At 74.3% G+C, this 22,882-nt stretch carries 23 protein-coding genes; 7 read left to right on the top strand and 16 right to left on the bottom strand.

Features of this window, described 5'->3' with window-relative positions; all coding sequences use genetic code 11:
* Positions 1–3: 3 nt before the first annotated feature.
* Positions 4–633: a DUF1707 domain-containing protein gene (locus E4623_RS01840; protein WP_134764810.1), complete on the top strand. Its 630-nt coding sequence runs from the start codon at positions 4–6 to the stop codon at positions 631–633.
* A gap of 64 nt (positions 634–697) precedes the next feature.
* Here E4623_RS01840 and ugpC read toward each other — a convergent pair whose 3' ends face one another.
* The 5 genes from ugpC to E4623_RS01815 all read right to left on the bottom strand — a co-directional run bounded on the left by ugpC (position 698) and on the right by E4623_RS01815 (position 6,160).
* Entirely contained in the window at positions 698–1,897 is a 1,200-nt protein-coding gene (gene ugpC, locus E4623_RS01835; RefSeq protein WP_134764809.1) for a sn-glycerol-3-phosphate ABC transporter ATP-binding protein UgpC, read from the bottom strand.
* A 3-nt stretch (positions 1,898–1,900) separates the two neighbouring features.
* Positions 1,901–2,734, bottom strand: coding sequence for a carbohydrate ABC transporter permease (locus E4623_RS01830; RefSeq protein WP_134764808.1), 834 nt, complete (start codon positions 2,732–2,734; stop codon positions 1,901–1,903).
* Complete coding sequence (locus tag E4623_RS01825) at positions 2,734–3,675, bottom strand: sugar ABC transporter permease (RefSeq protein ID WP_245154780.1); 942 nt, start codon at positions 3,673–3,675, stop codon at positions 2,734–2,736. Before E4623_RS01825 ends, E4623_RS01830 begins: the two co-directional genes overlap by 1 nt.
* The gene (locus E4623_RS01820; RefSeq protein WP_167736429.1) at positions 3,672–4,922 is read right to left on the bottom strand and encodes an extracellular solute-binding protein; all 1,251 of its coding nucleotides are present in this window, start codon (positions 4,920–4,922) and stop codon (positions 3,672–3,674) included. The genes E4623_RS01825 and E4623_RS01820 overlap by 4 nt, the downstream gene beginning before the upstream one ends.
* A gap of 311 nt (positions 4,923–5,233) precedes the next feature.
* Complete coding sequence (locus tag E4623_RS01815) at positions 5,234–6,160, bottom strand: alpha/beta fold hydrolase (RefSeq protein WP_134764806.1); 927 nt, start codon at positions 6,158–6,160, stop codon at positions 5,234–5,236.
* Positions 6,161–6,237: 77 nt separating this feature from the next.
* On the opposite strand from E4623_RS01815, the gene E4623_RS01810 reads away from it, so the two are divergent.
* The gene (locus tag E4623_RS01810; RefSeq protein WP_167736428.1) at positions 6,238–7,068 is read left to right on the top strand and encodes an alpha/beta fold hydrolase; all 831 of its coding nucleotides are present in this window, start codon (positions 6,238–6,240) and stop codon (positions 7,066–7,068) included.
* A gap of 77 nt (positions 7,069–7,145) precedes the next feature.
* Here the strand turns inward: E4623_RS01810 and glpX are convergent, their stop codons facing one another.
* Both glpX and E4623_RS01800 read right to left on the bottom strand, forming a co-directional pair.
* Positions 7,146–8,180, bottom strand: coding sequence for a class II fructose-bisphosphatase (gene glpX, locus E4623_RS01805; protein ID WP_134764804.1), 1,035 nt, complete (start codon positions 8,178–8,180; stop codon positions 7,146–7,148).
* Positions 8,181–8,215: 35 nt separating this feature from the next.
* On the bottom strand, positions 8,216–9,439 hold the full coding sequence (locus E4623_RS01800; RefSeq protein ID WP_209020446.1) for an SLC13 family permease: 1,224 nt from the start codon (positions 9,437–9,439) through the stop codon (positions 8,216–8,218).
* A 54-nt stretch (positions 9,440–9,493) separates the two neighbouring features.
* Between E4623_RS01800 and E4623_RS01795 the strand changes: the two genes are divergently transcribed.
* Complete coding sequence (locus E4623_RS01795; RefSeq protein WP_134764803.1) at positions 9,494–10,096, top strand: DUF4245 family protein; 603 nt, start codon at positions 9,494–9,496, stop codon at positions 10,094–10,096.
* On the opposite strand, the gene E4623_RS01790 is transcribed toward E4623_RS01795, so the two are convergent.
* Genes E4623_RS01790 through E4623_RS01780 form a run of 3 tightly spaced genes read right to left on the bottom strand, consistent with a single transcriptional unit; the run spans position 10,068 to position 11,927 of the window.
* The gene (locus E4623_RS01790) at positions 10,068–10,280 is read right to left on the bottom strand and encodes an exodeoxyribonuclease VII small subunit (RefSeq protein WP_134764802.1); all 213 of its coding nucleotides are present in this window, start codon (positions 10,278–10,280) and stop codon (positions 10,068–10,070) included. The genes E4623_RS01795 and E4623_RS01790 overlap by 29 nt on opposite strands.
* Positions 10,277–11,542 carry an exodeoxyribonuclease VII large subunit gene (gene xseA, locus E4623_RS01785; protein WP_134764801.1) on the bottom strand — a complete coding sequence of 422 codons (1,266 nt, stop codon included), beginning with the start codon at positions 11,540–11,542 and terminating at the stop codon, positions 10,277–10,279. The genes E4623_RS01790 and xseA overlap by 4 nt, the downstream gene beginning before the upstream one ends.
* A 10-nt stretch (positions 11,543–11,552) precedes the next feature.
* Positions 11,553–11,927, bottom strand: coding sequence for a GntR family transcriptional regulator (locus E4623_RS01780; RefSeq protein ID WP_245154779.1), 375 nt, complete (start codon positions 11,925–11,927; stop codon positions 11,553–11,555).
* 64 nt (positions 11,928–11,991) lie between these two features.
* On the opposite strand from E4623_RS01780, the gene E4623_RS01775 reads away from it, so the two are divergent.
* Positions 11,992–12,876: a PfkB family carbohydrate kinase gene (locus E4623_RS01775; protein ID WP_134764799.1), complete on the top strand. Its 885-nt coding sequence runs from the start codon at positions 11,992–11,994 to the stop codon at positions 12,874–12,876.
* Between the two features lies 1 nt (position 12,877).
* Here the strand turns inward: E4623_RS01775 and E4623_RS01770 are convergent, their stop codons facing one another.
* The 6 genes from E4623_RS01770 to E4623_RS01745 form a co-directional block, all read right to left on the bottom strand.
* Positions 12,878–13,711, bottom strand: a complete 834-nt coding sequence (locus tag E4623_RS01770) for a helix-turn-helix transcriptional regulator (RefSeq protein ID WP_134764798.1) — start codon at positions 13,709–13,711, stop codon at positions 12,878–12,880.
* A 32-nt stretch (positions 13,712–13,743) separates the two neighbouring features.
* The gene (locus tag E4623_RS01765) at positions 13,744–14,532 is read right to left on the bottom strand and encodes an SDR family oxidoreductase (protein ID WP_134764797.1); all 789 of its coding nucleotides are present in this window, start codon (positions 14,530–14,532) and stop codon (positions 13,744–13,746) included.
* Positions 14,533–14,650: 118 nt separating this feature from the next.
* Positions 14,651–16,315 (bottom strand): FAD-dependent oxidoreductase, encoded by a 1,665-nt coding sequence (locus tag E4623_RS01760; RefSeq protein WP_134764796.1) that lies wholly within the window; start codon positions 16,313–16,315, stop codon positions 14,651–14,653.
* A 44-nt stretch (positions 16,316–16,359) separates the two neighbouring features.
* A complete protein-coding gene (locus E4623_RS01755) occupies positions 16,360–16,860 on the bottom strand; it encodes a calcium-binding protein (RefSeq protein ID WP_134764795.1) in 501 nt (166 codons plus the stop codon).
* Between the two features lie 66 nt (positions 16,861–16,926).
* Complete coding sequence (locus tag E4623_RS01750; protein WP_134764794.1) at positions 16,927–19,941, bottom strand: BTAD domain-containing putative transcriptional regulator; 3,015 nt, start codon at positions 19,939–19,941, stop codon at positions 16,927–16,929.
* A 112-nt stretch (positions 19,942–20,053) separates the two neighbouring features.
* Positions 20,054–20,761 (bottom strand): calcium-binding protein, encoded by a 708-nt coding sequence (locus tag E4623_RS01745; protein WP_134764793.1) that lies wholly within the window; start codon positions 20,759–20,761, stop codon positions 20,054–20,056.
* A gap of 130 nt (positions 20,762–20,891) precedes the next feature.
* Between E4623_RS01745 and truA the strand changes: the two genes are divergently transcribed.
* Genes truA through E4623_RS01730 form a run of 3 tightly spaced genes read left to right on the top strand, consistent with a single transcriptional unit; the run spans position 20,892 to position 22,849 of the window.
* Positions 20,892–21,710: a tRNA pseudouridine(38-40) synthase TruA gene (gene truA / locus E4623_RS01740; protein WP_245154778.1), complete on the top strand. Its 819-nt coding sequence runs from the start codon at positions 20,892–20,894 to the stop codon at positions 21,708–21,710.
* A complete protein-coding gene (locus tag E4623_RS01735; RefSeq protein WP_209020445.1) occupies positions 21,703–22,353 on the top strand; it encodes a methyltransferase in 651 nt (216 codons plus the stop codon). Before truA ends, E4623_RS01735 begins: the two co-directional genes overlap by 8 nt.
* A gap of 40 nt (positions 22,354–22,393) precedes the next feature.
* Positions 22,394–22,849, top strand: a complete 456-nt coding sequence (locus E4623_RS01730; RefSeq protein WP_134764792.1) for a Clp protease N-terminal domain-containing protein — start codon at positions 22,394–22,396, stop codon at positions 22,847–22,849.
* The last annotated feature ends 33 nt before the right edge of the window (positions 22,850–22,882 follow it).

Raw genomic sequence — 22,882 nt, 5'->3', positions numbered from 1 at the left:
CGGGTGGACGACGCCGACCGCAGCCCCGAGCTGCGCATCTCCGACGACGAGCGGCACGCCGTCGCCGAGCAGCTGCGCGAGGCGGCGGGGGAGGGCAGGCTCGACCTCGAGGAGCTCGACGAGCGGCTCGCCGCCGCCTACGCCGCCCGCACGTACGCCGACCTGGTGCCGCTCACCCGCGACCTGCCGTCGACGTCCACCCCGGCGCGGCGGACGTCGTCCGTCACCCCGGTGAGCGACCCCGGGAAGCTCCGGGGGATCGCCGTGATGAGCGGGTTCGAGCGCAAGGGTGTGTGGACCGCGCCCGGGTCGATGACGGTCGTCTGCGTGATGGGTGGCGCCACGCTCGACTTCCGCGAGGCGCGGTTCGCCGCGCAGGAGAGCGTCCTGACGATCAGCGTGGTGATGGGCGGCGCCGAGATCGTCGTCGGCCCCGAGGTCGAGGTGGTCGTGGACGGGATCGGGATCATGGGCGCTTTCGTCGGGCCGTCGGACAAGGTCGAGGCCGAGCTCACCGCCGCCTCGCCCGTGCTGCGGATCAGGGGTTTCGCCTTCTGGGGCGGCGTCAACGTCGTCCGCAGGCCCCACCGTGACGACCTGCCGCCGGACCGCAAGCCGCACCGCCTGCACTGAGACGCAGCACGCGCCGTACCCGCTCCGAGGAGCAGGTACGGCGCGTCGGTGCCGTGCGGGTGGCTCAGACCGAGTTCAGGGCCCGCGACTCGAGCCGGCCGGCGCGCTCCTTGTCGACGGTGAGGTTCTCACCTGTCTGCGGGTCGAAGAGGTGGATCTTCTTCGTGTTGACCCAGATCTCGGCGTCGTCGCCGGCGGCGACGCGGCTCGTGCCGTCGAGGCCGACGACCAGCTGGGTGCGCAGCGACTCGCCGTCGAGGTCGCGCTCGAGCTGCTGGAGCTGCGCCTGCACCTCCGGCGGGGCCTCGAACGGCAGGTAGGCGTAGGCCTCGTTGCCGAGCCACTCGACCACGTCGACCTTGGCGCGGAACGTCGAGCCGGTGCGGTCGGCGTCGACCACCGAGGCGTCCTCGAAGTCGCCGGGACGGATGCCTGCGATGAGCAGGCCCTTGTCCTGGACCTTCTCGGCCTTGTCGGCGGGGATGTCCACCGAGCCGAACGGCAGCTTCACCGAGGTGCCCTCGACCGTCGCCGGCAGGAAGTTCATCGGGGGAGACCCGATGAAGCCCGCGACGAACAGGTTGCCGGGGTTCTCGTAGAGCTCGCGCGGCGTGGCGAGCTGCTGCAGGACGCCACGCTTGAGGACGGCGACCCGGTCGCCCAGCGTCATCGCCTCGGTCTGGTCGTGGGTGACGTAGACCGTCGTGATGCCCAGGCGCTTCTGGAGCCGCGCGATCTCGCTGCGCATCTGGCCGCGGAGCTTGGCGTCGAGGTTCGACAGCGGCTCGTCGAACAGGAACGCGTCGGCGTCGCGGACGATCGCGCGACCCATCGCGACCCGCTGGCGCTGACCACCCGACAGGTTGCCGGGCTTGCGCTCCAGGTGCTCGTCGAGCTCCAGCGTCTTCGACGCCGCCCGGACCTTCTCGTCGACCTCGGCGTCGGGCGTCTTGGCCAGGCGCAGCGGGAAGGCGATGTTCTCGTAGACCGTCAGGTGCGGGTAGAGCGCGTAGTTCTGGAAGACCATCGAGAGGTTGCGGTCACGCGGCGCGAGGTCGTTGACCCGCTTCTCGCCGATCATCATGTCGCCCGAGGTGATGTCCTCGAGGCCCACGATCATCCGCAGCAGCGTCGACTTCCCGCACCCCGACGGGCCGACGAGGATCATGAACTCGCCGTCCTGGACGTCGATGCTGACGTCGTTCACCGCCGGGAAACCGTCGCCGTACTTCTTGACGATGTTCTTCATGTCGATAGCAGCCATGGCTCAACCCTTCACTGCGCCGGAGGTCAGGCCGGCGACGATCTTGCGCTGGAAAATCAGGATGATGACGATGATCGGGATCGTCGAGATGACGGCGCCCGCCGCGAGCAGCGAGGCCGGCCGGTTGAACGGGTCGGCACCGACGAAGAACGAGAGCGACGCCGGGATCGGCCGGGCTGCCTCGGTCGAGGTCAGGGAGATCCCGAAGACGAAGTCGTTCCAGGCGAAGAAGAACGTCAGGATCGCCGCGGTGAACACACCGGGAGCCGCGAGCGGCACGATCACCCGCCGGAACGCCTGCCAGGAGGTGGCGCCGTCGACCTGGGCCGCCTGCTCCATCTCCCACGGGATCTCGCGGAAGAAGGCCGACAGCGTCCAGATCGCCAGCGGCAGCGTGAAGGACATGTAGGGGATGATGAGGCCGGGCCAGGTGTCGTACAGGCCGATGGCGCGCCACATGTCGAACAGCGGGCCCACCAGCGAGACCACCGGGAACATCGCGATGACCAGCGCCATCGTGAGGACCAGCTTCTTGCCCCGGAACTCCAGGCGCGCGATGGCGTAGGCCGCCAGCGTCGCGATGATCACCGAGAGCGCCGTGGCGATCAGGCTGATGCCGATCGAGTTGAAGATCGCCCGACGGAACTGCTCGTTGTCCCACACGTCCTGGTAGTTCTGCCAGCCGGCACCCGCGCCGTCGGCGGGGAAGAATCCCGGGCTGCCGTTGGTGATCGCGGTCTGGGACTTGAAGGACAGCGAGATGATCCACGCGACGGGCAGCAGGCACCAGGCCAGGATCAGTGCGACCCCGACCACCATTCCGATCTTCTGCTTCATCACTTCTCCTGCCGTGCGTCGGCGAGGTCGACGCGGAAGATCTTCACGATGAGGAACGCGATCACCAGCACCGACAGGAACAGCAGCACCGACAGCGCCGAGCCGATGCCGATCTGGAACTGCTCGATCGTCTGCCGGTAGGTCAGGAAGCTGATCGACTCGGTGTTCTGCGCTCCCGCCGTCATCACGAAGATGTTGTCGAAGATGCGGTAGGCGTCGAGGGCACGGAAGAGCACCGCGACCATGATCGCGGCCCGCATGTTGGGGAGGATGACGCGCGTCAGGCGCTGCGTCCACGTGGCGCCGTCGACCTTGGCGGCCTCGATCATGTCCTCCGACACCTGGGCCAGGCCGGCGAGCAGGAGCAGCGACATGAACGGCGTCGTCTTCCAGATCTCCGAGACCATGATCGCGATCACGGCCGGCGTGGTCTCGCCGAACCAGTTGAAGTCCGCGGCGAGGCCGGGGATCCAGCTGTTCACGAAGCCGTTCTGGTAGCTGAACGCGAACTGCCACGCGAAGCCGGAGACCACGGTGATGATGCCGTAGGGCACCAGGATCGAGGTCCGGATGATGCCCCGGGCGAAGATCACCCGGTGCATCACCATCGCGAAGGCGAAGCCGATGACCAGCTCGAAGGCGACGGTGACCACCATGTAGAGCACGGTGATGCCGGTGGTCTTCCACAGCAGCGGGTCGGTCAGGGCGACGGCGTAGTTGCCGAACCAGATGAACTCGCGGTCGTCGGGCGCGGTCAGCGAGTAGTTGAACAGCGACAGGTACAGCGCCCGCAGCATCGGGAACGCGGTCACCACCAGCATCAGGATGATGGCCGGCGCGACCAGCTTCTGACCCAGCCGGGCCTCGGCCTTCGACCGGTCGCTCTCGACCGGCTTGGCGGCGCGGCGGTCCTTCACGGGGGTCTCGGTCTGTGTCGTCACAGGAGGGCCTTCCCGTCGAGGACGTCCTGCAGGAACTTCGCCGACTCGGCCGGGGTCGAGTCCGGGTCGACCGACGTCGGGGAGTGCCAACGGCTCTGCACGGCCTGCGAGATCAGCGCGTAGTAGGCGCTCTTGGGCCGGGCACCGCCCTCGTCGAGGCTGGTCTGCCAGAGCTCGAGCAGCTCGGGCGGGTAGGCCTCCTGGAGCTCGGGCGAGTCGTAGTTGGCGCCGCGGGCGGGCATCAGGCCGGCGTCGCGGGCCAGGGCGACCTGCGCCTCGTCGGAGGCGACGCACTGGGCGGCCTCGAGGGCGTACTCCGGGTACTCGGTGAACGCGCCGACGCCGATGTCGATGCCGCCGACCGGCGGGGCCGACGGCTCGCCCTCGACGGTCTGCGGGTAGCGCGCGAAGCCGAGGTCGTCGAACTGCTCCTGGGTGATGTCGCCGGTGTCGACGAGCCCCTCGTAGTTCTTGTAGGCGAAGGTCCAGTTGAGCATGAACTCACCCGGACCGTCGGCGGGGAACATCAGCCCGAGGCTGGTGCCCTCGTTCGAGACCGTGAGGTCGCTCTGCGCGGCGTCGGAGTCGGCGAGCTTCTGGATGACGGCGGCAGCGGCCTTGCCGGCGTCGGAGTCGATGTCGACCTTGGCGTCCTTGCCGGCCTCGGTGTCGGAGACGATGTCGCCGCCGGCGCCGAGGATCATCGCGTTGATCCACACGACGTAGGCCTCGTAGCGGTTCGCCTGGACGCCGAGGGTGCCGCCGTTGTCGGCAGCCGCGTCGATGACCTGGTCGAAGGTGACCGGCTGGGTCATGTCGAGGCCGGCGGCCTTGGCGAGCGACTTGCGGTACCAGAGGACCTGGGTGTTGGCCCACTGCGGTGCGGCGTAGACCTTGTCCTCCCACATCACGGTGTCGAGCGGGCCGTCCAGGACGCCCTCGGTCACCGCGTCACCGGCCTCTCCCTCGAACTCCAGCAGCCAGCCCGCGTTCGCGAACTCCGGCACGAAGACCGGGTCGAGGCTCATCAGGTCGGTCGAGGAGTCCTCGGCGGCCAGGCGCCGGGCCAGCTGGGTGCGCTGGTCCGTCGCGCCGGAGGGCAGCAGCTGGATCTCGATGTCGTAGTCGTCGGTGCTGCACTCGGCGGCGTACTGCGTCAGCACCTCGACGCCGTCCGGGTTCACGTACCAGTTGAGCGTCGGCTTCCCGCTGCTGCCGCACGCGCTCAGCAGGGTCGCCGTCAACACGGTCACCGACCCTGCGGCCGCGGCTCTCCTGAGCCGACTGCGTGGACGCACTCTCGCGCCCCCTCCGACCTTCTGCATGTCTGGACACCCTCCCGTTGTGGTCTGTCCCACACCTTGGCCGGATTGCCGGGACGTGTCTAGTCCATGACGGGGTGGTGTCCACTTCACGGATGAACGGCTGCGCGTCGCGCTCCGCCCTGCCGTTGACCCCGATCCACGCGGGTGGCGCTGGGGACGCTAGCCCACCGGACCGCGGTCCCGGCGGGTGGGTTCCGCGGGCCGATCGGGGGGCGGGGACCGGCGGGCGGGCCTCAGCCGCGCTCGCCGGCCGTGGCGCGGTCGGCGTTGCGGCGGATCGTCTGCGCGAAGGTCTCGAACAGGGCCGGCGGCATGTCGTGGCCCATGCCGTCGACGAGCAGCAGCTCGGCGCCCGGGACGGCAGCCGCGGTCGCCCGGCCACCCGACACGTGCACCATCTTGTCGGCCAGGCCGTGGATGACGGCGGTCGGCACGGGCAGCGCGCGCAGGCCCGGCGTCCGGTCGGCCTGGGTGACGATGGCGGCCATCTGGCGGGTCATCCCGGCCAGCGTCACGCCGCGGTCGTAGGTCTCGCCCGCCCGCTTCTCGGTGGCCTCCCGCGTGGTCGGGTAGCCGGGGGAGCCGATGAGCCTCCAGGTCGCGACGGTGGACTGGATGTAGCCGGCGCGGCCGCTGCCGCGGGCCAGCAGGTTCTTGAACAGCACCGGGTGCTGCCAGCCGACCGTGCGGCGTCCGGTGGTCGACATGATGCTGGTCAGCGAGCGCACCCGCCCGGGGTGGGCGATCGCCATCGCCTGGGCGATCATCCCGCCCATCGACACGCCCGCGACGTGCGCCGACTCCAGGCCGAGGTGGTCGAGCAGACCGACGACGTCCCCGGCCATGTCGTCGAGGGTGTACGGCGCCCGCACCGGCAGCCCGGCGAAGGCGCGGACCAGCATGGAGCGGGTGACCCGGCCCGTGCCCCGGCTCGAGCGGCCGGCGTCCCGGTTGTCGAAGCGGACGACGTGGAAGCCGGCACGCGCGAGCAGCTCGCAGAGCTCGGGGTCCCACCAGGTCATCGGTCCGCCGAGGCCCATCACGAGCAGCAGCGGCTCGTCGGCGGGGTCGCCGTAGGTCTGGTAGCAGAGCTCGATCTCCGGCGAGATGGGGGCGAAGAGCTCCTCGGAGACGGTCACGGGCGTCGCGCTGGAGGTCATCCCCCCATCAAACCAAACGAGCGTTGGCCAGGGTGTTCCCCCTCCCGGTCGCGAAACCTCCCCGTAGCATGCGCCGCGTGACCGACAGTCCGCTCGCCTCCTTCCTGCTGCCCGAGGGCTACGCCCGGCCGTCGCTGGCCGCGGTGCTGCAGGAGCGCACCGTGGTCGCCGAGGCCGGCCGGTACGTCGTCCGGGCCCGGCAGGAGCGTCGCGAGCGCCGGTCGCGGCCCTACACCGGCCGCTCGGCCGCGCGCGCCGTCGAGCCGGTCATCCTGGTGCCGGGCTTCATGGCCGGCGACGGCTCGCTGCGGCTGATGGCCCGCACCCTGCGCGGGCGCGGCTACCGCACCTACCGCTCGCACATCCACGCCAACGTCGGCTGCACGCTCAACGCCGCCGCCCAGCTCGAGTCGCGGCTCGAGGCGATCGCGCTGCGCCGCGGCACGCGGGTGCAGGTCGTGGGGCACAGCCTCGGCGGGATGATCGCCCGCGGGATCGCGGTCCGGCGTCCCGACCTGGTCTCCGGCATCGTCACCCTGGGCAGCCCGATGCTCGCCCCCGCCGCCCACCACGTGGCACTGTCGTGGGGGGTCGAGACGCTGGTGCGGCTCAGCCGGGCCGGGGTGCCGGGGCTGATGTCGGAGGAGTGCGTCGCCGGCGTCTGCGCCCGCCAGAGCTTCGACGAGTGCCGCACCGCGCTCTCGCCCGACGTGACCTTCACCGCGATCTACTCCCGCCGCGACGGCGTCGTCGACTGGCGTGCCTGCATCGACCCGACCGCCGTCGCCGTGGAGGTCGACGCCTCCCACCTCGGGATGGCCCTCGACCCCACCGTCATCGACCACGTCGGCGCGGCCCTGCGCCGCGGTGCCGACGGCGTCGGCGTCCGCGGCCTGCAGATCGCCTGACGGGTCTTCCGCCACCACGCCGTCGAGGTCCGCGGGAGGCCTACCCGCCGACCGTGCCGGTCTCGACCCGGCTCCCTCTACGCGCCGCCGAAGTCGATGGCGGAGAAGTGGCGGAGCTTCTCGAGGGCGTGGTCGGAGTGGATGGAGCGGATGGTGCCGCTGCGCGAGCGCATGACGAGGGAGTGGGTGCTGACGCCGCCGGAGGTGTAGCGGACGCCCTTGAGCAGCTCACCGTCGGTGATGCCGGTGGCGACGAAGAAGCAGTCGTCGCCCGAGACCAGCTCGTCGGTCGTGAGGACCGTCTCGGGGCTCAGGTCGTGGCCGGCGTCGAGGGCGCGCTGGCGCTCCTCGTCGTCCTTGGGCCACAACCGGCCCTGGATGACGCCGTCCATGCACTTCAGCGCGCAGGCCGCGATGATCCCCTCGGGGGTGCCGCCGATGCCGAGCAGCAGGTCGATGCCGGTCTCGGGCCGCGCCGCCATGATCGCGCCCGCGACGTCGCCGTCGGAGATGAACTTGATCATCGCGCCGGTGGCGCGGATGTCGTCGACGAGCTGGCTGTGGCGCGGCCGGTCGAGCAGCACGACGGTGACGTCGGAGGGCCGCTTGCGCTTGGCCTTCGCGACCTGGTGGATGTTCTCGGCGACGGGGTGTCGCAGGTCCACGACGTCGGCCGCCTCGGGGCCGGTGACCAGCTTCTCCATGTAGAAGACCGCGGACGGGTCGTACATCGAGCCGCGCGGCGAGACCGCCAGCACGGCGACGGCGTTCGTCATGCCCTTGGCGGTGAGCGTGGTGCCGTCGATCGGGTCGACGGCGACGTCGCACTCCGGTCCGGTGCCGTCGCCGACCTCCTCGCCGTTGTAGAGCATGGGGGCGTTGTCCTTCTCGCCCTCGCCGATCACGACGGTGCCGCGCATCCCGATCGTCGAGATCATCACGCGCATCGCGTTCACCGCGACCTCGTCGGCGCCGTCCTTGTCGCCGCGGCCCACCCAGCGGCCGGCGGCCATCGCGGCCGCCTCGGTGACGCGCACCAGCTCGAGCGCGAGGTTGCGGTCGGGCTGCGACGGATGGACCTCGAAGGGCTGGGGGACGGCGGCGTGACTCATGGCCGGATCGTATCGGCCCGCCGAGGTCGCGATCGTCAGGCGAACAGGTGAAGCGTGCTCACCGCGGCCAGCAGCGACACGGGGGTCAGCAGCAGGGCGACGCGGTGGAACTCCGCCAGCGACGCGTGCTCCCCGGAGGCGTGCAGGGTGCGCCGCCACAGCAGGTTGGCGAGCGAGCCGGACAAGGTGAGCCCGGAGCCGACGTTGAGCCCGACCAGCGCGGCCAGCACCGCGACGTCCCCGAGCGGGGCGACCAGCGGCACCAGGAGCAGCGTCGCCGACAGGTTGGTCAGCACGTTGGCCAGGGCGGTGGCGAGGAGCGCGACGACGAGCAGGCCCACGAACGACGTCGTGTCCGGGACGACGCCGGCCACCGCCTCGCCCAGGAACCCCTCCGCGATCGCGGCGACGACGACGCCCAGCGCGAGGACCAGCAGGGCGAACTCGGTGTGGGCCGACCGGGCGACGTCCCCGGCCGCGAGCAGGCCCCGCCCGGCGCCCCACGCCACCAGCACCGCCGCGGCCGCACCGGCGACCCAGGCCGGGTCGACGCCGTACGGCGAGGTCGCGGCGAAGCCGACCAGCATGGCGACGACGACGAGCGCCGGCACCGCCGGGAACGGGACGTCGGGAGCGTCGCCCCCGGTCGCAGGGGCGGCCAGGTCGCGGCGGAACAGCAGCCGCAGGCCGACGTACTCGACCGCGAGGACGACGACCAGGACCGGCGCCATCCGGGCCGCGAACCCCGCGAAGGTCAGGTCGAGGGAGGGGAGCGCGAGCAGGTTGGTCAGGTTGGAGACCGGGAGCAGCAGGGACGCCGAGTTCGCCATCCGCAGGCAGGCGTAGGCGCCCGGCCGGGGCAGGACGCCGTCGGCCCGCGCGGCGGCGACGACCACCGGGGTCAGCAGCACGACGGTCGCGTCCAGGCTGAGCACGGCGGTCACCGCGGCCGCGACCAGGAACGCGACGGTCAGCAGCCGGGTCGGGCCGCCGTGCCGCAGCAGGCGCCCGGACGCGGCGAACAGGCCCGCGCGGTCGCACACGTGCGCGGTCACCAGGATCGCCACCAGGAACAGCACGACGGGCAGCAGGTCCACGACGGTGTCGCGGGCCTCGTCGAGGGTGATCAGCCCGCACGCCAGGACGGTCGCGATCGCGGCCAGCGACACCAGCGCCTCGACGCGGCGCCGCGGGTGCCGGTAGGCCACCACGAGCAGGGCGAGGAGCGCGGCCACGGCGGGCAGGTCGACCAGTGGCACCCCGGCAATCTAGTCGGGTTGTCGCCTGGGACGATGGTCGCGTGGTGAACGTCGATGAGTGAACGGGGCGGTCGCTACGAACGTTCCTTCGGTGGGCTCATCGGGGCGATGGTCGTGGCGGTCATCATCGTCCTGGTCCTGGTGGTGGCGCGCGGCCTGCTCAGCAGCGACGTCGACAACACCGACCGGCCGGCCGTCGACTACCTCGAGAACGTCGAGCAGCTGCAGCGCAGCGACATCGGGGTCGTCTACCCCGCCAGCCTGCCGAGCGGGTGGAGCGTGACCGCCGTCGACGTCGCCGACATCGAGCGCCCCGGAGCACTGCCCGCGATCGGCTTCGACCTGCTCACCGACGACGACAAGTACGTCGGCATCAAGGTCGAGCAGGAGTCGGCCGATGACCTGCTCGAGGAGTACGTCGACGAGGACCCCGCCGAGGCCGACCCGCTGACCGGTGCCGGCGGGCCCGGCCTGACCACCGACTGGGCGGGCTGGGAGGACGACGGCGGCGACCGCGCCTTCACCGCGACCTACGGCGAGGACCGGACCGTGCTGGTGCTCGGCGCGGTGCCGGCCGACGAGCTCGCCGACCTGGTCGGGCGGCTCACCGACGCCACCCTGCCGGGGGTCACCCCTCAGGCTGCCCCTTCGCCATGACGGCCTCGAGGCGCTGACGCGCCCCGTCGAGCCAGTCCTGGCACACGGTGGCGAGCGCCTCACCGCGCTCCCACAGCGCCAGCGACTCCTCGAGCGTCGTGCCCCCGGTCTCGAGGCGGCGGACGACGTCGACGAGCTCCTCGCGCGCCTCCTCGTAGCTGGGGGTCTGGTCGGTGGCGCTCATGGGGTGGGCTCCTCGCTCGGTGCTGCGGCCGCGGCCGCCGGGGTGCTGGTGGTGGTGGAGGTGACGTCGGCGTGCACCCGGCCGTCGACGACGCGGACGCTGACGGCGTCGCCGCCGTGCAGGCCGGCGACCGAGGTGACGACGTGCCCGTCGGCGTCCTGGAGGACGGCGTAGCCACGTTCGAGCGTGGCCAGCGGCGACAGCGCCCGGGCCCGGGCCCGTTGGTGGCCGATGTCGTCGGAGGCCCGGTCGAGCGCGTGCCGCAGGGTGCGGCGGGCCCGCTCGCGCAGGGTCGCCAGCTCCTCGGTGCGGCGGTCGACGAGCGTGCGGGGGTCGGCGAGCGCCGGTCGTGAGCGCAGCGCGTCGAGCCCGGCCTGCTCGCGGGCCACGGCGCCGAGCACGAGCGATCGCAGCCGCTCGCGGGCCGAGGCGACGGCGTGGGCCTCCGCCGCGACGTCGGGCACGACGAGCTTGGCGGCGTCGGTGGGGGTCGCGGCCCGGACGTCGGCGACGAGGTCGAGCAGCGGGTTGTCCTGCTCGTGGCCGATCGCCGAGACGACCGGGGTGCGGGCCTTCGCCACCGCACGGAGCAGGCCCTCGTCGGAGAAGGGGAGGAGGTCCTCGACCGAGCCGCCGCCCCGGGCGATGACGATGACGTCGACGGCGTCGTCGCGGTCGAGCCGGGCCAGCGCCTCCATCACCTCGCCGGCGGCCCGCGGACCCTGCATCGTCGCGTGGGCGACGCTGAACCCGACGGCCGGCCAGCGCCGTCTGGCGAGGTCGAGGACGTCGCGCTCCGCGGCCGACCGCGGGGCGGTGACCAGCCCGACCCTGGCGGGCAGGAACGGCAGGGTGCGCTTGAGCGCCGGGTCGAAGAGTCCCTCCGCGGCCAGCAGCTGGCGGCGTCGCTCGATCTGGGCCAGCAGCTCGCCGAGCCCGACCATCCGGATCTCGCGGGCGTGCAGCGACAGGGTGCCCCGGTTGGCGTAGTAGGACGGCTTGGCGTGCACCAGCACGCTCGCGCCCTCCACGAGCGGCGGGTTCATCGAGTCGAGCAGCGTGCGTGAGCAGGTGACCGGCACCGAGATGTCGGCGACGGAGTCACGCAGGGTCAGGAACACCGTCTGCAGGCCGGGCCGCCTGCTCAGCTGCGCGATCTGGCCCTCGACCCACACGGCGCCGAGCCGGTCGATCCAGCCCGAGATCGCGTTCGCGACCTGCCGGACGGGGGCCGGCTGCTCGGGTGAGGTGTCCAGGGCCATGCCCGGGAGGCTACTGGTGCCTCCCGACAGCGCCGCCGGCCCACCGCGACTCCAGCAGCCGTACCGCCTCGGCGAGCGTGAGCCCGAGCCTGCGGGCGGTGGCGGCGAACTCGTCGGCCGCGTCGGCGGCGTCGGCCGGGGCCGCGGGAGCCGCGACGAAGGTGCCGCGGCGGCCCTCGGTGACCACGACGCCGTCGGCCTCCAGCTCGGTGTAGACCCGCTGCACCGTGCGGACGCCGACGCCGAGCTCCTCGGCGAGCCCGCGGACCGTGGGGAGCCGGGTGCCCGCGGGGAGGTCGCCCGAGGCGGCTCGCCCGGCGACCTGGGCCCGCAGCTGCTCGTAGATCGGTGAGGAGGACTGCGGGTCGGGGGGCTGGATGCTCACGGTGCCACCGTACGCAGGACCACGGACAGCCGCACCGGCTCGACGGGCTGGTAGGAAGTGGGGCATGACCTACGTGCTGGTGGTCGGTGAGTCCCTCGTCGACGTGGTGACCGACGCGGGCGGGACGACCGTGGAGCGGCCCGGCGGGAGCGCGGCCAACGTCGCCGTCGCCCTCGCCCGGCTGGGACGGCGCTCGCGGTTCGTGACGTCGTACGCCGACGACGAGCGCGGCCGCTCGATCGCGGAGCACCTGGCCGGCTCGGGCGTCGAGCTGGCCACCGACCCGCACGTCCTCGAGCGCACGTCGAGCGCGGCCGCCACGATCGGGCCCGACGGCTCGGCGACCTACGTCTTCGACCTGGACTGGCGCTTCGGGCCGGTGGGCGAGGAGACGCCGCGGTTCGTGCACGTCTGCTCGATCGGCGCCGTCCTCGAGCCCGGCGCCGACGACGTGCTCGCGCTGCTCGACCGCCTGGTCGGGGCCGGTGGTCGCGGCGTCCACGCCGACCGTCCGACCGTCACCTACGACGTCAACGCCCGCGCGGCGATCACCGGCACGGGCCCCGAGGTCGTCGGCCGGGTCGAGGCCGTCGCCCGCCGCGCCGACGTCGTCAAGGCCAGCGACGAGGACCTCGCCGTCCTCTACCCGACGCTCGGGCTCGCGGAGGCCGCCGGCCACCTGCGCTCGCTCGGGCCCCGCGCCGTCGTGGTGACCCGCGGCGAGGGCGGGGCGACCTGGTACGGCGACGGCGAGCCGCTCTCGGTCGCCGCCACGCCGGTCACGGTCGTCGACACCATCGGCGCCGGCGACACCTTCTCCGCGGGCATCGTCGACGCGCTCTGGGACGGGCTCGACCCCGCCGCCACGCTCGCCCACGCCGCGCGGGCCGCCGCCGTCACCGTGTCGCGCCCCGGTGCGGACCCACCGACCCGCGCCGAGCTCGGCTGAGTCACAGCGACTGCGCGCCGATCACCCCGAGGAGCTTCAGCCTCTCGAAGCTCTCGGTGCCCGGGGTCGCGGTGAAGACCAGCAGGCCCTGGTCCTGGTCGACGTCGTAGAGGGTCTGGCAGAAGACCTCGACGACGCCGACCTCGGGGTGCACGATCCGCTTGTGCCTGGAGTGTGGCCGGGCGACCTCGTGCTCGGCCCACACGGCGCGGAACTCCGGGCTGCGGGCCTCCAGGTCGGCCACGACCTCGGCGGCCAGGGAGCCGGCGCCGTCGCGGGTGAAGGCGGCGCGGAGCTCGGCGGTGAAGGCGCGCCCGATGCCGTCCTGGTCCTCCTCGGGGTAGCGGAGCCGGCTCTGCGGCAGCGTCCACCAGCGGTGCGTGACGCAGCGGGCGAGGCCCTCGTAGGACGTCTCGTCGCCCAGGAGCGCCACGCACGGCGGCGTCTGCACGAGCGTCTCGCCGGTGCTGCCGACCACCATGGCCGGGACGTCGACCAGGCGGTCGACGATCCGCATCAGCCCCGCCTCGACGTGGTCGCCGCGGCGGACCCGGCCCGGGGCGGCGTACCCGCCGAGCCGGAACAGGTGGTCGCGCTCGGCTGTCGACAGGCGCAGCCCGCGGGCGAGGGAGGCGAGCATCTGCTCCGACGGGTTCGGGCCGCGCTGCTGCTCGATCCGGCCGTAGTAGTCGGCCGACATGTCGGCGAGCACGGCGACCTCCTCGCGGCGCAGCCCGCCGGTGCGGCGGCGCGAGCCGCGGGGGAGGCCGACGTCCTCCGGTTGCAGGGCCTCGCGGCGGGTGCGGAGGAAGTCGGCGAGCTGGGCCCGGTCCATGCCGACCATCCTCTCCTGGTGTGCCGGTCCCGTCAGAGGTTCATCCCGCCGGAGACCTCGACGCGCTGCCCGGTCACCCAGCCCATCCCGGGTCCGGCCAGGGCGGCGACGGCGGCGCCGACGTCGTCCGGCTCACCCACGTGGCCCATCGCGGTGACCGCGCCGAGGTGGGCCCGGACGGCCTCGTCGTCGCGCAGCGAGCCGCCGCCGAAGTCGGTGCCGGTGGCGCCGGGCGCGATGGTGTTGACCGCGATCCGGCGCGGGCCGAGCTCCTGGGCCAGGTAGCGGGTGTAGACCTCGACCGCGCCCTTGACCGAGGCGTAGACCGAGTAGCCGAAGTCGCCGGTGAAGCGCGCCAGTCCGGTGGAGGTGTTGATGATCCGGCCGCCGTCGACGAGCAGCGGCACGAGCTCCTGGGTGAGCAGGACGACGCCGGTCAGGTGCACCGCGACGAGCTCGGCGATCGTCGCCGCGTCGGTGCCGCCGAGCGGCGTCGCCCGGGCGAAGCCGGCGTTGTTGACGAGGACGTCGAACGTCTCGCGCCCCCACGTGGTGCCCAGGGTCGCGCGCAGCGTCGCGACGAACCCGACGAACGTGTCGGGCTCGGTCGTGTCGAGCTGCAGCGCGACCGCGCGGCGACCGAGCGCCGCGACCTCGGCGACGACGGCGGCGGCCTGCTCCTCGCCCGCGCGGTAGGTGAGGACGACGTCGGTGCCGCTCGCCGCGAGGGCGAGCACCGAGCTGCGGCCGAGGCCGCGGTTGCCGCCCGTCACGAGGGCGATCCGGCTGGAGGGGTTCTGGTCGGGTGTCTGCGTGGTCATGCCTCGAGCCTGCCGCGCCGCCGGCGTCCGATGAAGGTCGCGCTCAACCGGGGATCGACGGTCCCCGGCTACCGAGCGCCCCGGGGTCGGCCGGGCGGCCCGGCGGGAGAGGCCGTCGTCAGGGCGCGAGCCAGGTGTGCACCAGCGGGACGACGCTCGCGCCCTCGCCGGAGGCGGAGGCGACCCGCTTCATCGACCCGGCCCGGATGTCGCCGACCGCGAACACCCCCGGCACGGTGGTGGCCAGGTTGGCCGGCGGCCGGTCGCCCGCCCAGACGTCGCGCGGGACGTCGCGCCCGGTGAGCACGAAGCCGTGGTCGTCGCGGGCCAGGTCGTCGGGGAGCCAGTCGCAGTGCGGCGCGGCCCCCAGCAGCAGGAACAGCGCCTGGGCGTCGCGGCGGGTGACCCGGCCGGTCTCGACGTCGCGGACGTCGAGCCACTCGAGGCGGCCCTCGCCGCCGCCGTCGGCGACCTCGACGCACGTCTGCACGGTGATCCTCGGGTTGTAGGCGATCTCGCCGACGAGGTAGGACGACATGGTCGCCTCGAGCGACGCCCGGCGCACCATGATCGTCACCGTGCGCGCGAACTTCGCGAGGTGGATCGCCGCCTGGCCGGCCGAGTTGCCGCCGCCGACCACGACGACGTCGTACCCCTCGGTCTCGCGGGCCGCCGTCATCGCCGAGCCGTAGTGGACGCCCAGCCCGACCAGGTCCTCGACGCCGGGGACGCCGAGCTTGCGGTAGGCGACCCCGGTGGCGACCACGACCGAGCGGGCCTGCACGAGGCCGCCGTCGGTGTGGAGCAGGTGGGTGCCGCCGTGCTCGGCGGCCGGCTCGAGCGCGGTGACCTCCCAGCCGGTGAGGAACCGGGCGCCGAACCGGATCGCCTGGTTGCGGGCCCGTTGGGACAGCCGCATCCCGGAGATCCCGCGCGGGAAGCCGAGGTAGTTGCGGATCATCGAGGACGTGCCGGCCTGGCCGCCGACGGCCTCGGCCTCCAGCACCACCGTCGTGAGGCCCTCGCTGGCGCCGTACACGGCCGCGGCGAGCCCGGCGGGACCGGCGCCGACGATGGCGAGGTCGACGACCTCGTCGACCCCGGTCGTCTCCGGCGTGGCGAACAGGTGCAGCGCGACGTCGCGGACGGTGGCGGGTGTGTGGGTGCCGCGCGTCATCACGCGCAGCAGCGGGAACGACGTCGTCAGGCCGGCCGCCTCGTGCTCGGCGATGGTCTCGCGGCCCTCGTCGGTTTCGGGCGCGAAGACCCGGGTGGGCATGCCCATCCGCTCGGTGTACTCCCGGATCGAGGCGGTCAGCGGCAGCCCGGGCGGCGCCACGATGCGCACCGTCTCGACCTCGGGGGCGGCCACCGTGGAGCCCCAGTCGGAGAGCAGCTCGGTGATGGCGCCGTGGAACTCCTCGTCGCGCACGCCGCGCGGCATCAGCAGGTAGGCGTCGTACTTGCCCTTGGCGAGGCCCGGGCGGAGCTCTGCGGCCTGCACCAGGAACCGCTCGTACGGCGCCGCGACGACGCGCCGCGCGGTCGGGACCTTCGCGCGCCACTCGCCGAACGCGACCAGCGGGTGGGCGTCGGGCAGGTCGCCGTCCTGGACGATGAGGGCGACCGATCCGCCCTCGTCGCGGACGGCGTGGATCTCCGCCATCGCCTCGGCGCTGGAGCCGGCGGTGCGGAGGTCGTAGTCGCGGGCGTAGCGCCCGAACTCGTCGAGGAGGAAGTCGGCATGACGGGCCGAGACGATCAGGATCGCGGGGTCGGGCACGAGGGAAGTATGACGCGGCGGGGTGACCGGGCGTGCGCGTCCGCTCAGTACTCCACGCGCTGAGCCGTGTCGTGCTCCTCGGGAGCGATGTAGGCGTCCCAGCCGGGACCGCCGTCGACGTCGTCGGGCCCGATCCCTCCGTAGAGCACGTCGCTGTCCTCGTCCCCGCGCAGCGCGTCCCTGCCCTGGTCGCCCTCGAGGCGGTCGTTGCCGGTCCCGCCGTCCAGGCAGTCGTCGCCGGTGCCGCCGAACAGGCCGTCGTGGCCGGCGCCGCCCAGGAGGACGTCGTCGCCGCCGCGACCGCGGATGACGTCGTCGCCACCCAGGCCGAGGATCACGTCGCGCCCGGGTGTGCCGAGGAGCACGTCGGGGCCGGGGGTCCCGCGCACGAGCTGTCCGTCGGTGGCGCACGGGTTCATCTGCCGGTCGGCGACGGCGGCCGGGCCGACGGCGGCGAGGGCGGTGGTCAGCAGCGACGCGGCGACCAACGAGGTGCGGCGACGGGCCGGGCGGTGGGTCGGGCGGTGGGTCGGGCGGTGGGTCATGGTGGTGTCCTCACGAGGTCGGTACGGGGTGGGTGGAGCGGTCGCCGCGACGGTGCCATCGCGGCGTCATCGTGGCGTCAGAACGTCGGTCGCCGGTGCCGGGACGTCGACCTCGTGCATCGCCTTGGCCCACCGGCCGAACGCGCGCCGGGCCTCGCCGTGCCGCCCGGACCGGACGAGGGTGCGCACCAGGCCGCGGTGCACCCGCTCGTCGTACGGGTCCACCGAGAGCAGCCGGGTCAGCAGGGTGGTCGCGTCGGTGCTGCGGCCCTGCTGGGCGGCGATGGTGGCCAGGTGCCGCAGCGAGCGGAGCCAGGCGGCCCGGGTCTCCTCGCGCACGTCGCCCGCCCACAGCTCGCCCGCCTCGTCGGCGAGCGCCTCCCCCCGGTAGCGGGCGTCGACGGCGGCCAGGAGCGGGACGGCGGCCTCCGGGTCGCCGGACGAGAGGAGCTCGGCACCCTGGTCGGCGTCGGCCAGCAGGTCGACCGCGTCGATCCCGACGCGACGCAGGTCCAGCCAGACGCCCCAGGTGTCCGAGGCGACGTAGCGGTCCGAGGGCCAGGCCCGGTCGGGGTCGAGCACGGTGCGGACGGTGGCGAGCAGGACCGACAGCCGGTGGGACGTCCGGAGCGGGTCGTCGTCGGGCCAGAGCAGCTCGCAGACGAGCGCTCGGCTGGTCGGGACGCCTCGTCGGGCGGCGAGGATCTTGACCAGCGTCCGGGCCTGCCGGGAGCGCCACGCGGTCAGCGGCACCGGGCGGCCGGAGACCAGCACCTCGAACCGGCCGAGCACGACGACGTCGACCTCCCTGCCCGCCGGGTCGTCGCCGAAGGGCCGCCCGTGGACGGCGGTCACGCCGGTGCGCCGCAGGCGGGTGGCCGCCTCGCGCCCCCGTGACCGGGTGGCCCGGTCGGCGCCGTCGAGGCGACCGAGGAGGACCTCGACCCGGCACGCGTCGGGCTCGGCGCCGCCCTCGCGCCAGATCGACAGCGCCTCCTCGAGCGCCGCCCGCGCCCGGTCCGGGACGGCGGCGACCGCGGCGGCGAGCTCCAGGGACTCGGCGAGCAGGTCCAGGGACTGGTCGGCGCGCGCCTGGGCGGCGGCCTCCTCGGCGAGGGCCGCGGCCTGCTCCCGGTGGCCCGTGGTCTCCTCGACCCAGCCGAGCCCGAGCAGCGCGTACGGCGCCAGCGAGCGGGTCGCCAGCGTGCCGGCCTCCTCGGCGAGCCCCCGCGCCACCTCGGGCTCGGTCTCGACGACGAGGCGGGCCAGCCCGGCGAGGGCGGGCACCAGCACCTGCAGCTCCTGGGAGGCACGGGCCAGCCGGACCGCCTCCTCGTACGACGCCCGACCCTGCTCGCGGTGCCCGAGCGCTCGGTGGACGTCGCCGAGGCCCGCCAGGCTCGACGCCGCCCGGTGCGGCCCGACCCGCCGGCTCAGCGCGACCGCGCGCCGCAGGTGCCAGCGCGCCTCGTCGTGCTCACCGGTGCGGCTGAGCGCCTCGGCGAGGTTGTGCAGGGCGGCCACGAGAGCGCCGCGCGGACGCACCAGCTCGGCCGCGTGGACGGCCTGCCGGGAGACCCCGACCGCCTCGGTGTAGCGGGCGCCGGCCAGCAGCACGTAGGACTGGTTGCCCAGCACCCGTGCGAGGGAGACCGCGTCGCCGGCTCGGCGGGCCGCCTGGACCGCCAGTGCCAGGTGGGCCTCCTTGCGCGACCCGGTGCTGGTCCGGGCCACCGCCTGGTGGGCGGCGGTGAGGTCGGTCGGGTCGCCGGAGCGGGTGGCGAGGAGGAGGGCCTCCGTGGCCAGCTCCCCGGCGGTCGCCTCGCCCAGCACCGAGGCGACGGTGGCCCTCGCGGCCCGCCAGGCGACCGCGTCGTGGTCGTCGGTCAGCCGGTCCCGGGCGACGCGGTCGAGCACGTCGCGGGCGACCGTGAGCTCACCCTGGCTGAAGTGGACCGCCGCGACCGCGACGGCGAGGCCGGCGTCCCAGCCCTCGCCGCCGGCCCGGTCCTCGGGCGGGAGCAGCGACGCGAAGACGCCGCGGGCTGCGACGCCGTCGCCGGTGTGGGCGAGCGCCTCGGCGAGGATGCGGCTCAGGTGGGCCGGACGTCGCCCCGACGGCGTGGCCGGCCCGGACGGCGTGGCCGGTGTGGGTGACGGCGGGGCGAGGATCGCCACGACCCCCGCGGCGTCGCCCTGGGCGAGCATCCGCGAGGCATGGCCGGCGACCAGCCGCTCGGCCCCGGTGCGGTCGCCGCAGCGCAGCCGGGCCTCGGCGGCGGCGTAGGGGTGACCGTGCTGCTCGTACCACGCGGCCGCGCGGTGCAGGGTGCGCTCGGACGTCGGCGGGAGCAGGGACCGGACCACCGGCACGAGGCGGTGGCCCTCGTGCCCGAGCAGCTCCGCGCGGGGGTGCGGGACGAGCAGCCCGAGGGCGACGAGGTGCGCGAGGGCGAGGCCGGGCGCGCCGGGTGCGCCGGGCGCACCGAGGTGCTCGACGAGGCCGCAGGTCACCAGGTCGAGCCCGGCCAGGTCGTCGAGCAGCGCCGCGACGTCGTCCGGCACCGCGGCGAGCACCTCGGTGCGCAGCCAGGCCTCGGCGGGGGCGCCGGGGGCGGCCAGCCGGGCGACCGGGTCCGCCTCCGGGTGACCGGCGAGCGCCTCGGCCGCGAGGTGCACCAGGACCGGCCAGCCCGCGGTCGCCGCGTGGACCCGCGCGGGCAGCTCCGGGTCGGTCAGACCGTGCTCGTCGGCGAGGAGGGCGGCGACGGCGGCGGTGGTCAGGCGGAGGTCGGCAGGTCCGACCTCGACGAGCGGGGCGGGCAGCGCGGCGCGGACCTCGGGGTGGAGCGGGGCGCGGGAGGTGACGGTGAGCGCGGTGGTGCGTGGCAGGTCGGCGAGCCCGGCGAGCTCGGCCAGCTGCTGCGGCACGGACCGGCGGTGGAGGTCCTCGACGACGACGTGCTCCCCGCCCGGGACCGGCCGGGTCTCCGCCCACGTCGTCCGGCCGTAGCCGGCCGCGGCGACGACGAGGGTCGGCGCGCAGGCACGGGCGCTGGGTCGGTCGGTCCGTGGGGTCATGGTCCTCGGAGGACCGGCAGCGGAGGGCCCCTGATACATCCGGCTACGAACCGACGGCGCGCCGACGGGCCCGGGACGACGTCGAGGTCGACCCGGGCCCGCTGCCGAGGGCTCAGCAGCTGACGGCGATCGCGACGCGCACGCACGCGTCGGGACCGGCGCCGCCGTGGGCGAAGTCCGGTCCGGCCTGGCCGTCGAGCAGGTCGCGGCCGTCGGCGCCGAACAGGTCGTCGTCACCGTCGCCGCCGAAGAGCCGGTCGTCGTCGGAGCCGCCGTCGAGCACGTCGTCGCCGGCCCCGCCGTCGAGGACGTCGGCGCCCGTGAACCCGAGCACGCGGTCGACACCGCCCCCGCCGAACAGCCGGTCGTCGTCGAACCCGCCGTCGACCCGGTCGACACCGGACTGGCCGTCGAGGCGGTCGACGCCGGACTGGCCGAAGACCGCGTCGTCGCCGTTGCCGCCGTCGACCCGGTCGTCGCCGCTCTCGCCGAGCAGCCGGTCGGCCCCGTCGCCGCCGTTCACGAGGTCGTCGCAGGCGCCGGCGGTGACCTCGTCGTCGCCGTCGCCGGCGAGGATGGTGTCGGCGCCGCCGCCGCCGTCGATGACGTCGTCCCCGGGTCCCGCGACGATCAGGTCGTTGAACGGGGTGCCGACGAGGACGTCGTCGCCGTTGCCGCCGGGGATGAACGCGCCGTTGGTGACGCAGCCCGGTGCCGACGCCTGCGCCGCCGTGGCGGAGGAGGAGGCGAGCGCGGGTCCGAGCGAGGTGACGAGAAACCCGGCGCCGACGAGGGCGGCGAGGGTGGTCGGGATCTTCATGGTGGTGGTCCTCTGGCTGGGGCCGGCAGGGTGCCGGCCGGGTGGGTGGTGCGGGAGGCCAGAGGACCGCGGAGGCCTCAGCGTGGGATCAGCGTCCGGTCACAACGCTGGCGCCTGCGACAATCACCGGGTGCGCCTGCGGATCGATCTCGCCTACGACGGGACCGACTTCCGTGGCTGGGCGGCCCAGCCCGGGCTGCGGACCGTGCAGGGCGAGCTCACCACCGCGCTGACGACCGTGCTGCGGGTCCCGGACGACGCCCGCGTCGCCGTCGTGTGCGCCGGTCGCACCGACGCCGGCGTCCACGCGCGCGGCCAGGTCGTGCACACCGACCTCCCTGCCGGCGTCGACCCGCTGCCGGCCGACGAGCTCGACCGGCTCGCCCGCCGGCTCAACGGCGTCCTGCCCCACGACGTCCGGGTCCGTCGCGCGCGCGAGGCCGCCCCTGGGTTCGACGCCCGGTTCGGGGCGCTGTGGCGGCGCTACGCCTACCGCGTCGCCGACGCCACCGAGCTGCTCGACCCGCTGACCCGTCGCCACGTCCTCGCGTGGCCGCGCCGGCTCGACCTCGACGCGATGAACCGGGCCTGTGCGCTGCTCGTCGGGCAGCACGACTTCGCGTCGTTCTGCAAGCAGCGCGAGGGCGCGACCACGATCCGCACGCTGCTCGACCTGTCCTGGGTGCGCGACGACGCGGGTCTCGCGGTCGCCACCGTGCGGGCCGACGCGTTCTGCCACAGCATGGTGCGCGCGCTGGTCGGCTGCCTGCTGGCCGTCGGCGAGGGACGACGTCCGGTGGCGTGGGTCGGTGAGGTCCTGGCCGCGACCGCGCGCGAGGGGGCGGCGGCCGTCGTCCACGCGCACGGGCTGACCCTGGAGGAAGTGGCCTACCCGGCCGACGAGGACCTCGTCGCCCGGGCCGAGCAGACGAGGGCGAAGCGTGGTTGAGGAGACCGACGAGCAGGCCGACGGGGGCGAGCACTACTTCACCGCCGACCCGACGGTGCCGTTCAAGCGAGCGGCCGTGGTGGCCGAGGTGTGGGGGACGCGCCTCGAGCTCGCGTCGGGCTCGGGGGTCTTCGCCCGCGGGCGCCTCGACGTCGGCACCGCGATCCTCTTCCGCGAGACCGGGCCGCCGGCGCTGGCAGCGGGCAGCCGGGTGCTCGACCTGGGCTGCGGGTACGGCGTCATCGGGCTCGCGCTCGCCGCGTGCGTGCCGGGCGCGCTCGTCACCGCGGTCGACGTCAACGAGCGGGCCCTGCTCCTGACCCGCGAGAACGCCGCCGCCCTCGGCCTGGCCGACCGGGTCACGGCCGCCACCCCGGACGCCGTCGACGCGGGCGACCCGGGGGCGACGTACGACGAGATCTGGTCGAACCCGCCGATCCGGATCGGCAAGGAGGCACTGCACGCGCTGCTGCTGACCTGGCTGCCGCGGCTGGCCCCCGGCGGCCGGGCGGTGCTGGTGGTCGGCAAGAACCTCGGCGCCGACTCCCTGCAGCGCTGGCTCGGCGAGCAGGGCTTCCCGACCACGCGGCTGGCCAGCGCCAAGGGCTTCCGGGTCCTGGAGTCGCGACGGGCCGGCGACTGACCCGCTCGTCCCCGTCACCCGGGCGCCGTACCGTGGCGGGGTGACCGACCGCCGGGACGTGCACCCGCACCACCTGTTGCGCGCGGTGCTCGCCGACCGGCCGGCGCGCGAGGTCCTCGCCGCGGTCGGGGTCGCGGCCGACGACGTGCTGCTCACGCTCGACGGTCTCTGGCTGGCGGCGTCCGACACGATCGACGTCGAGGAGGTGCAGGCGCGCGGGATCGACGTCGCCACCGTGCTCGCCGTGGTCAACCCACCGTTCGAGGGCGAGCCCGACTGGGGCGGACGACGCGTCACCGACGCCACCCGCGACGTCCTCGTGCGGTCGCTGGCGATGCGGCGGGCCGGCGGGGCCAGGCCGGTGACCAGCGGGCACCTGCTGCTCGGGCTCCTCGCCAGTCGCGACCGCCTCGTCAGCGGCACCTTCCGCGCCCACGGCCTGCGGTTGCGCGACGTCCGGCCGGTCGTCGACCGGCTCGGACGTCGCGCCCCCTAGCGGCCCGCCGCCGGCGGGACGTGCGCCGGGGCC

The organism is Nocardioides sp. 1609 (assembly GCF_004522105.1).
In the GTDB taxonomy this organism is placed as follows: Bacteria; Actinomycetota; Actinomycetes; order Propionibacteriales; family Nocardioidaceae; genus Nocardioides.
The sequence above is the reverse complement of the archived record's forward strand: the minus strand, read 5'-3'. Positions and strand labels throughout refer to the sequence as shown.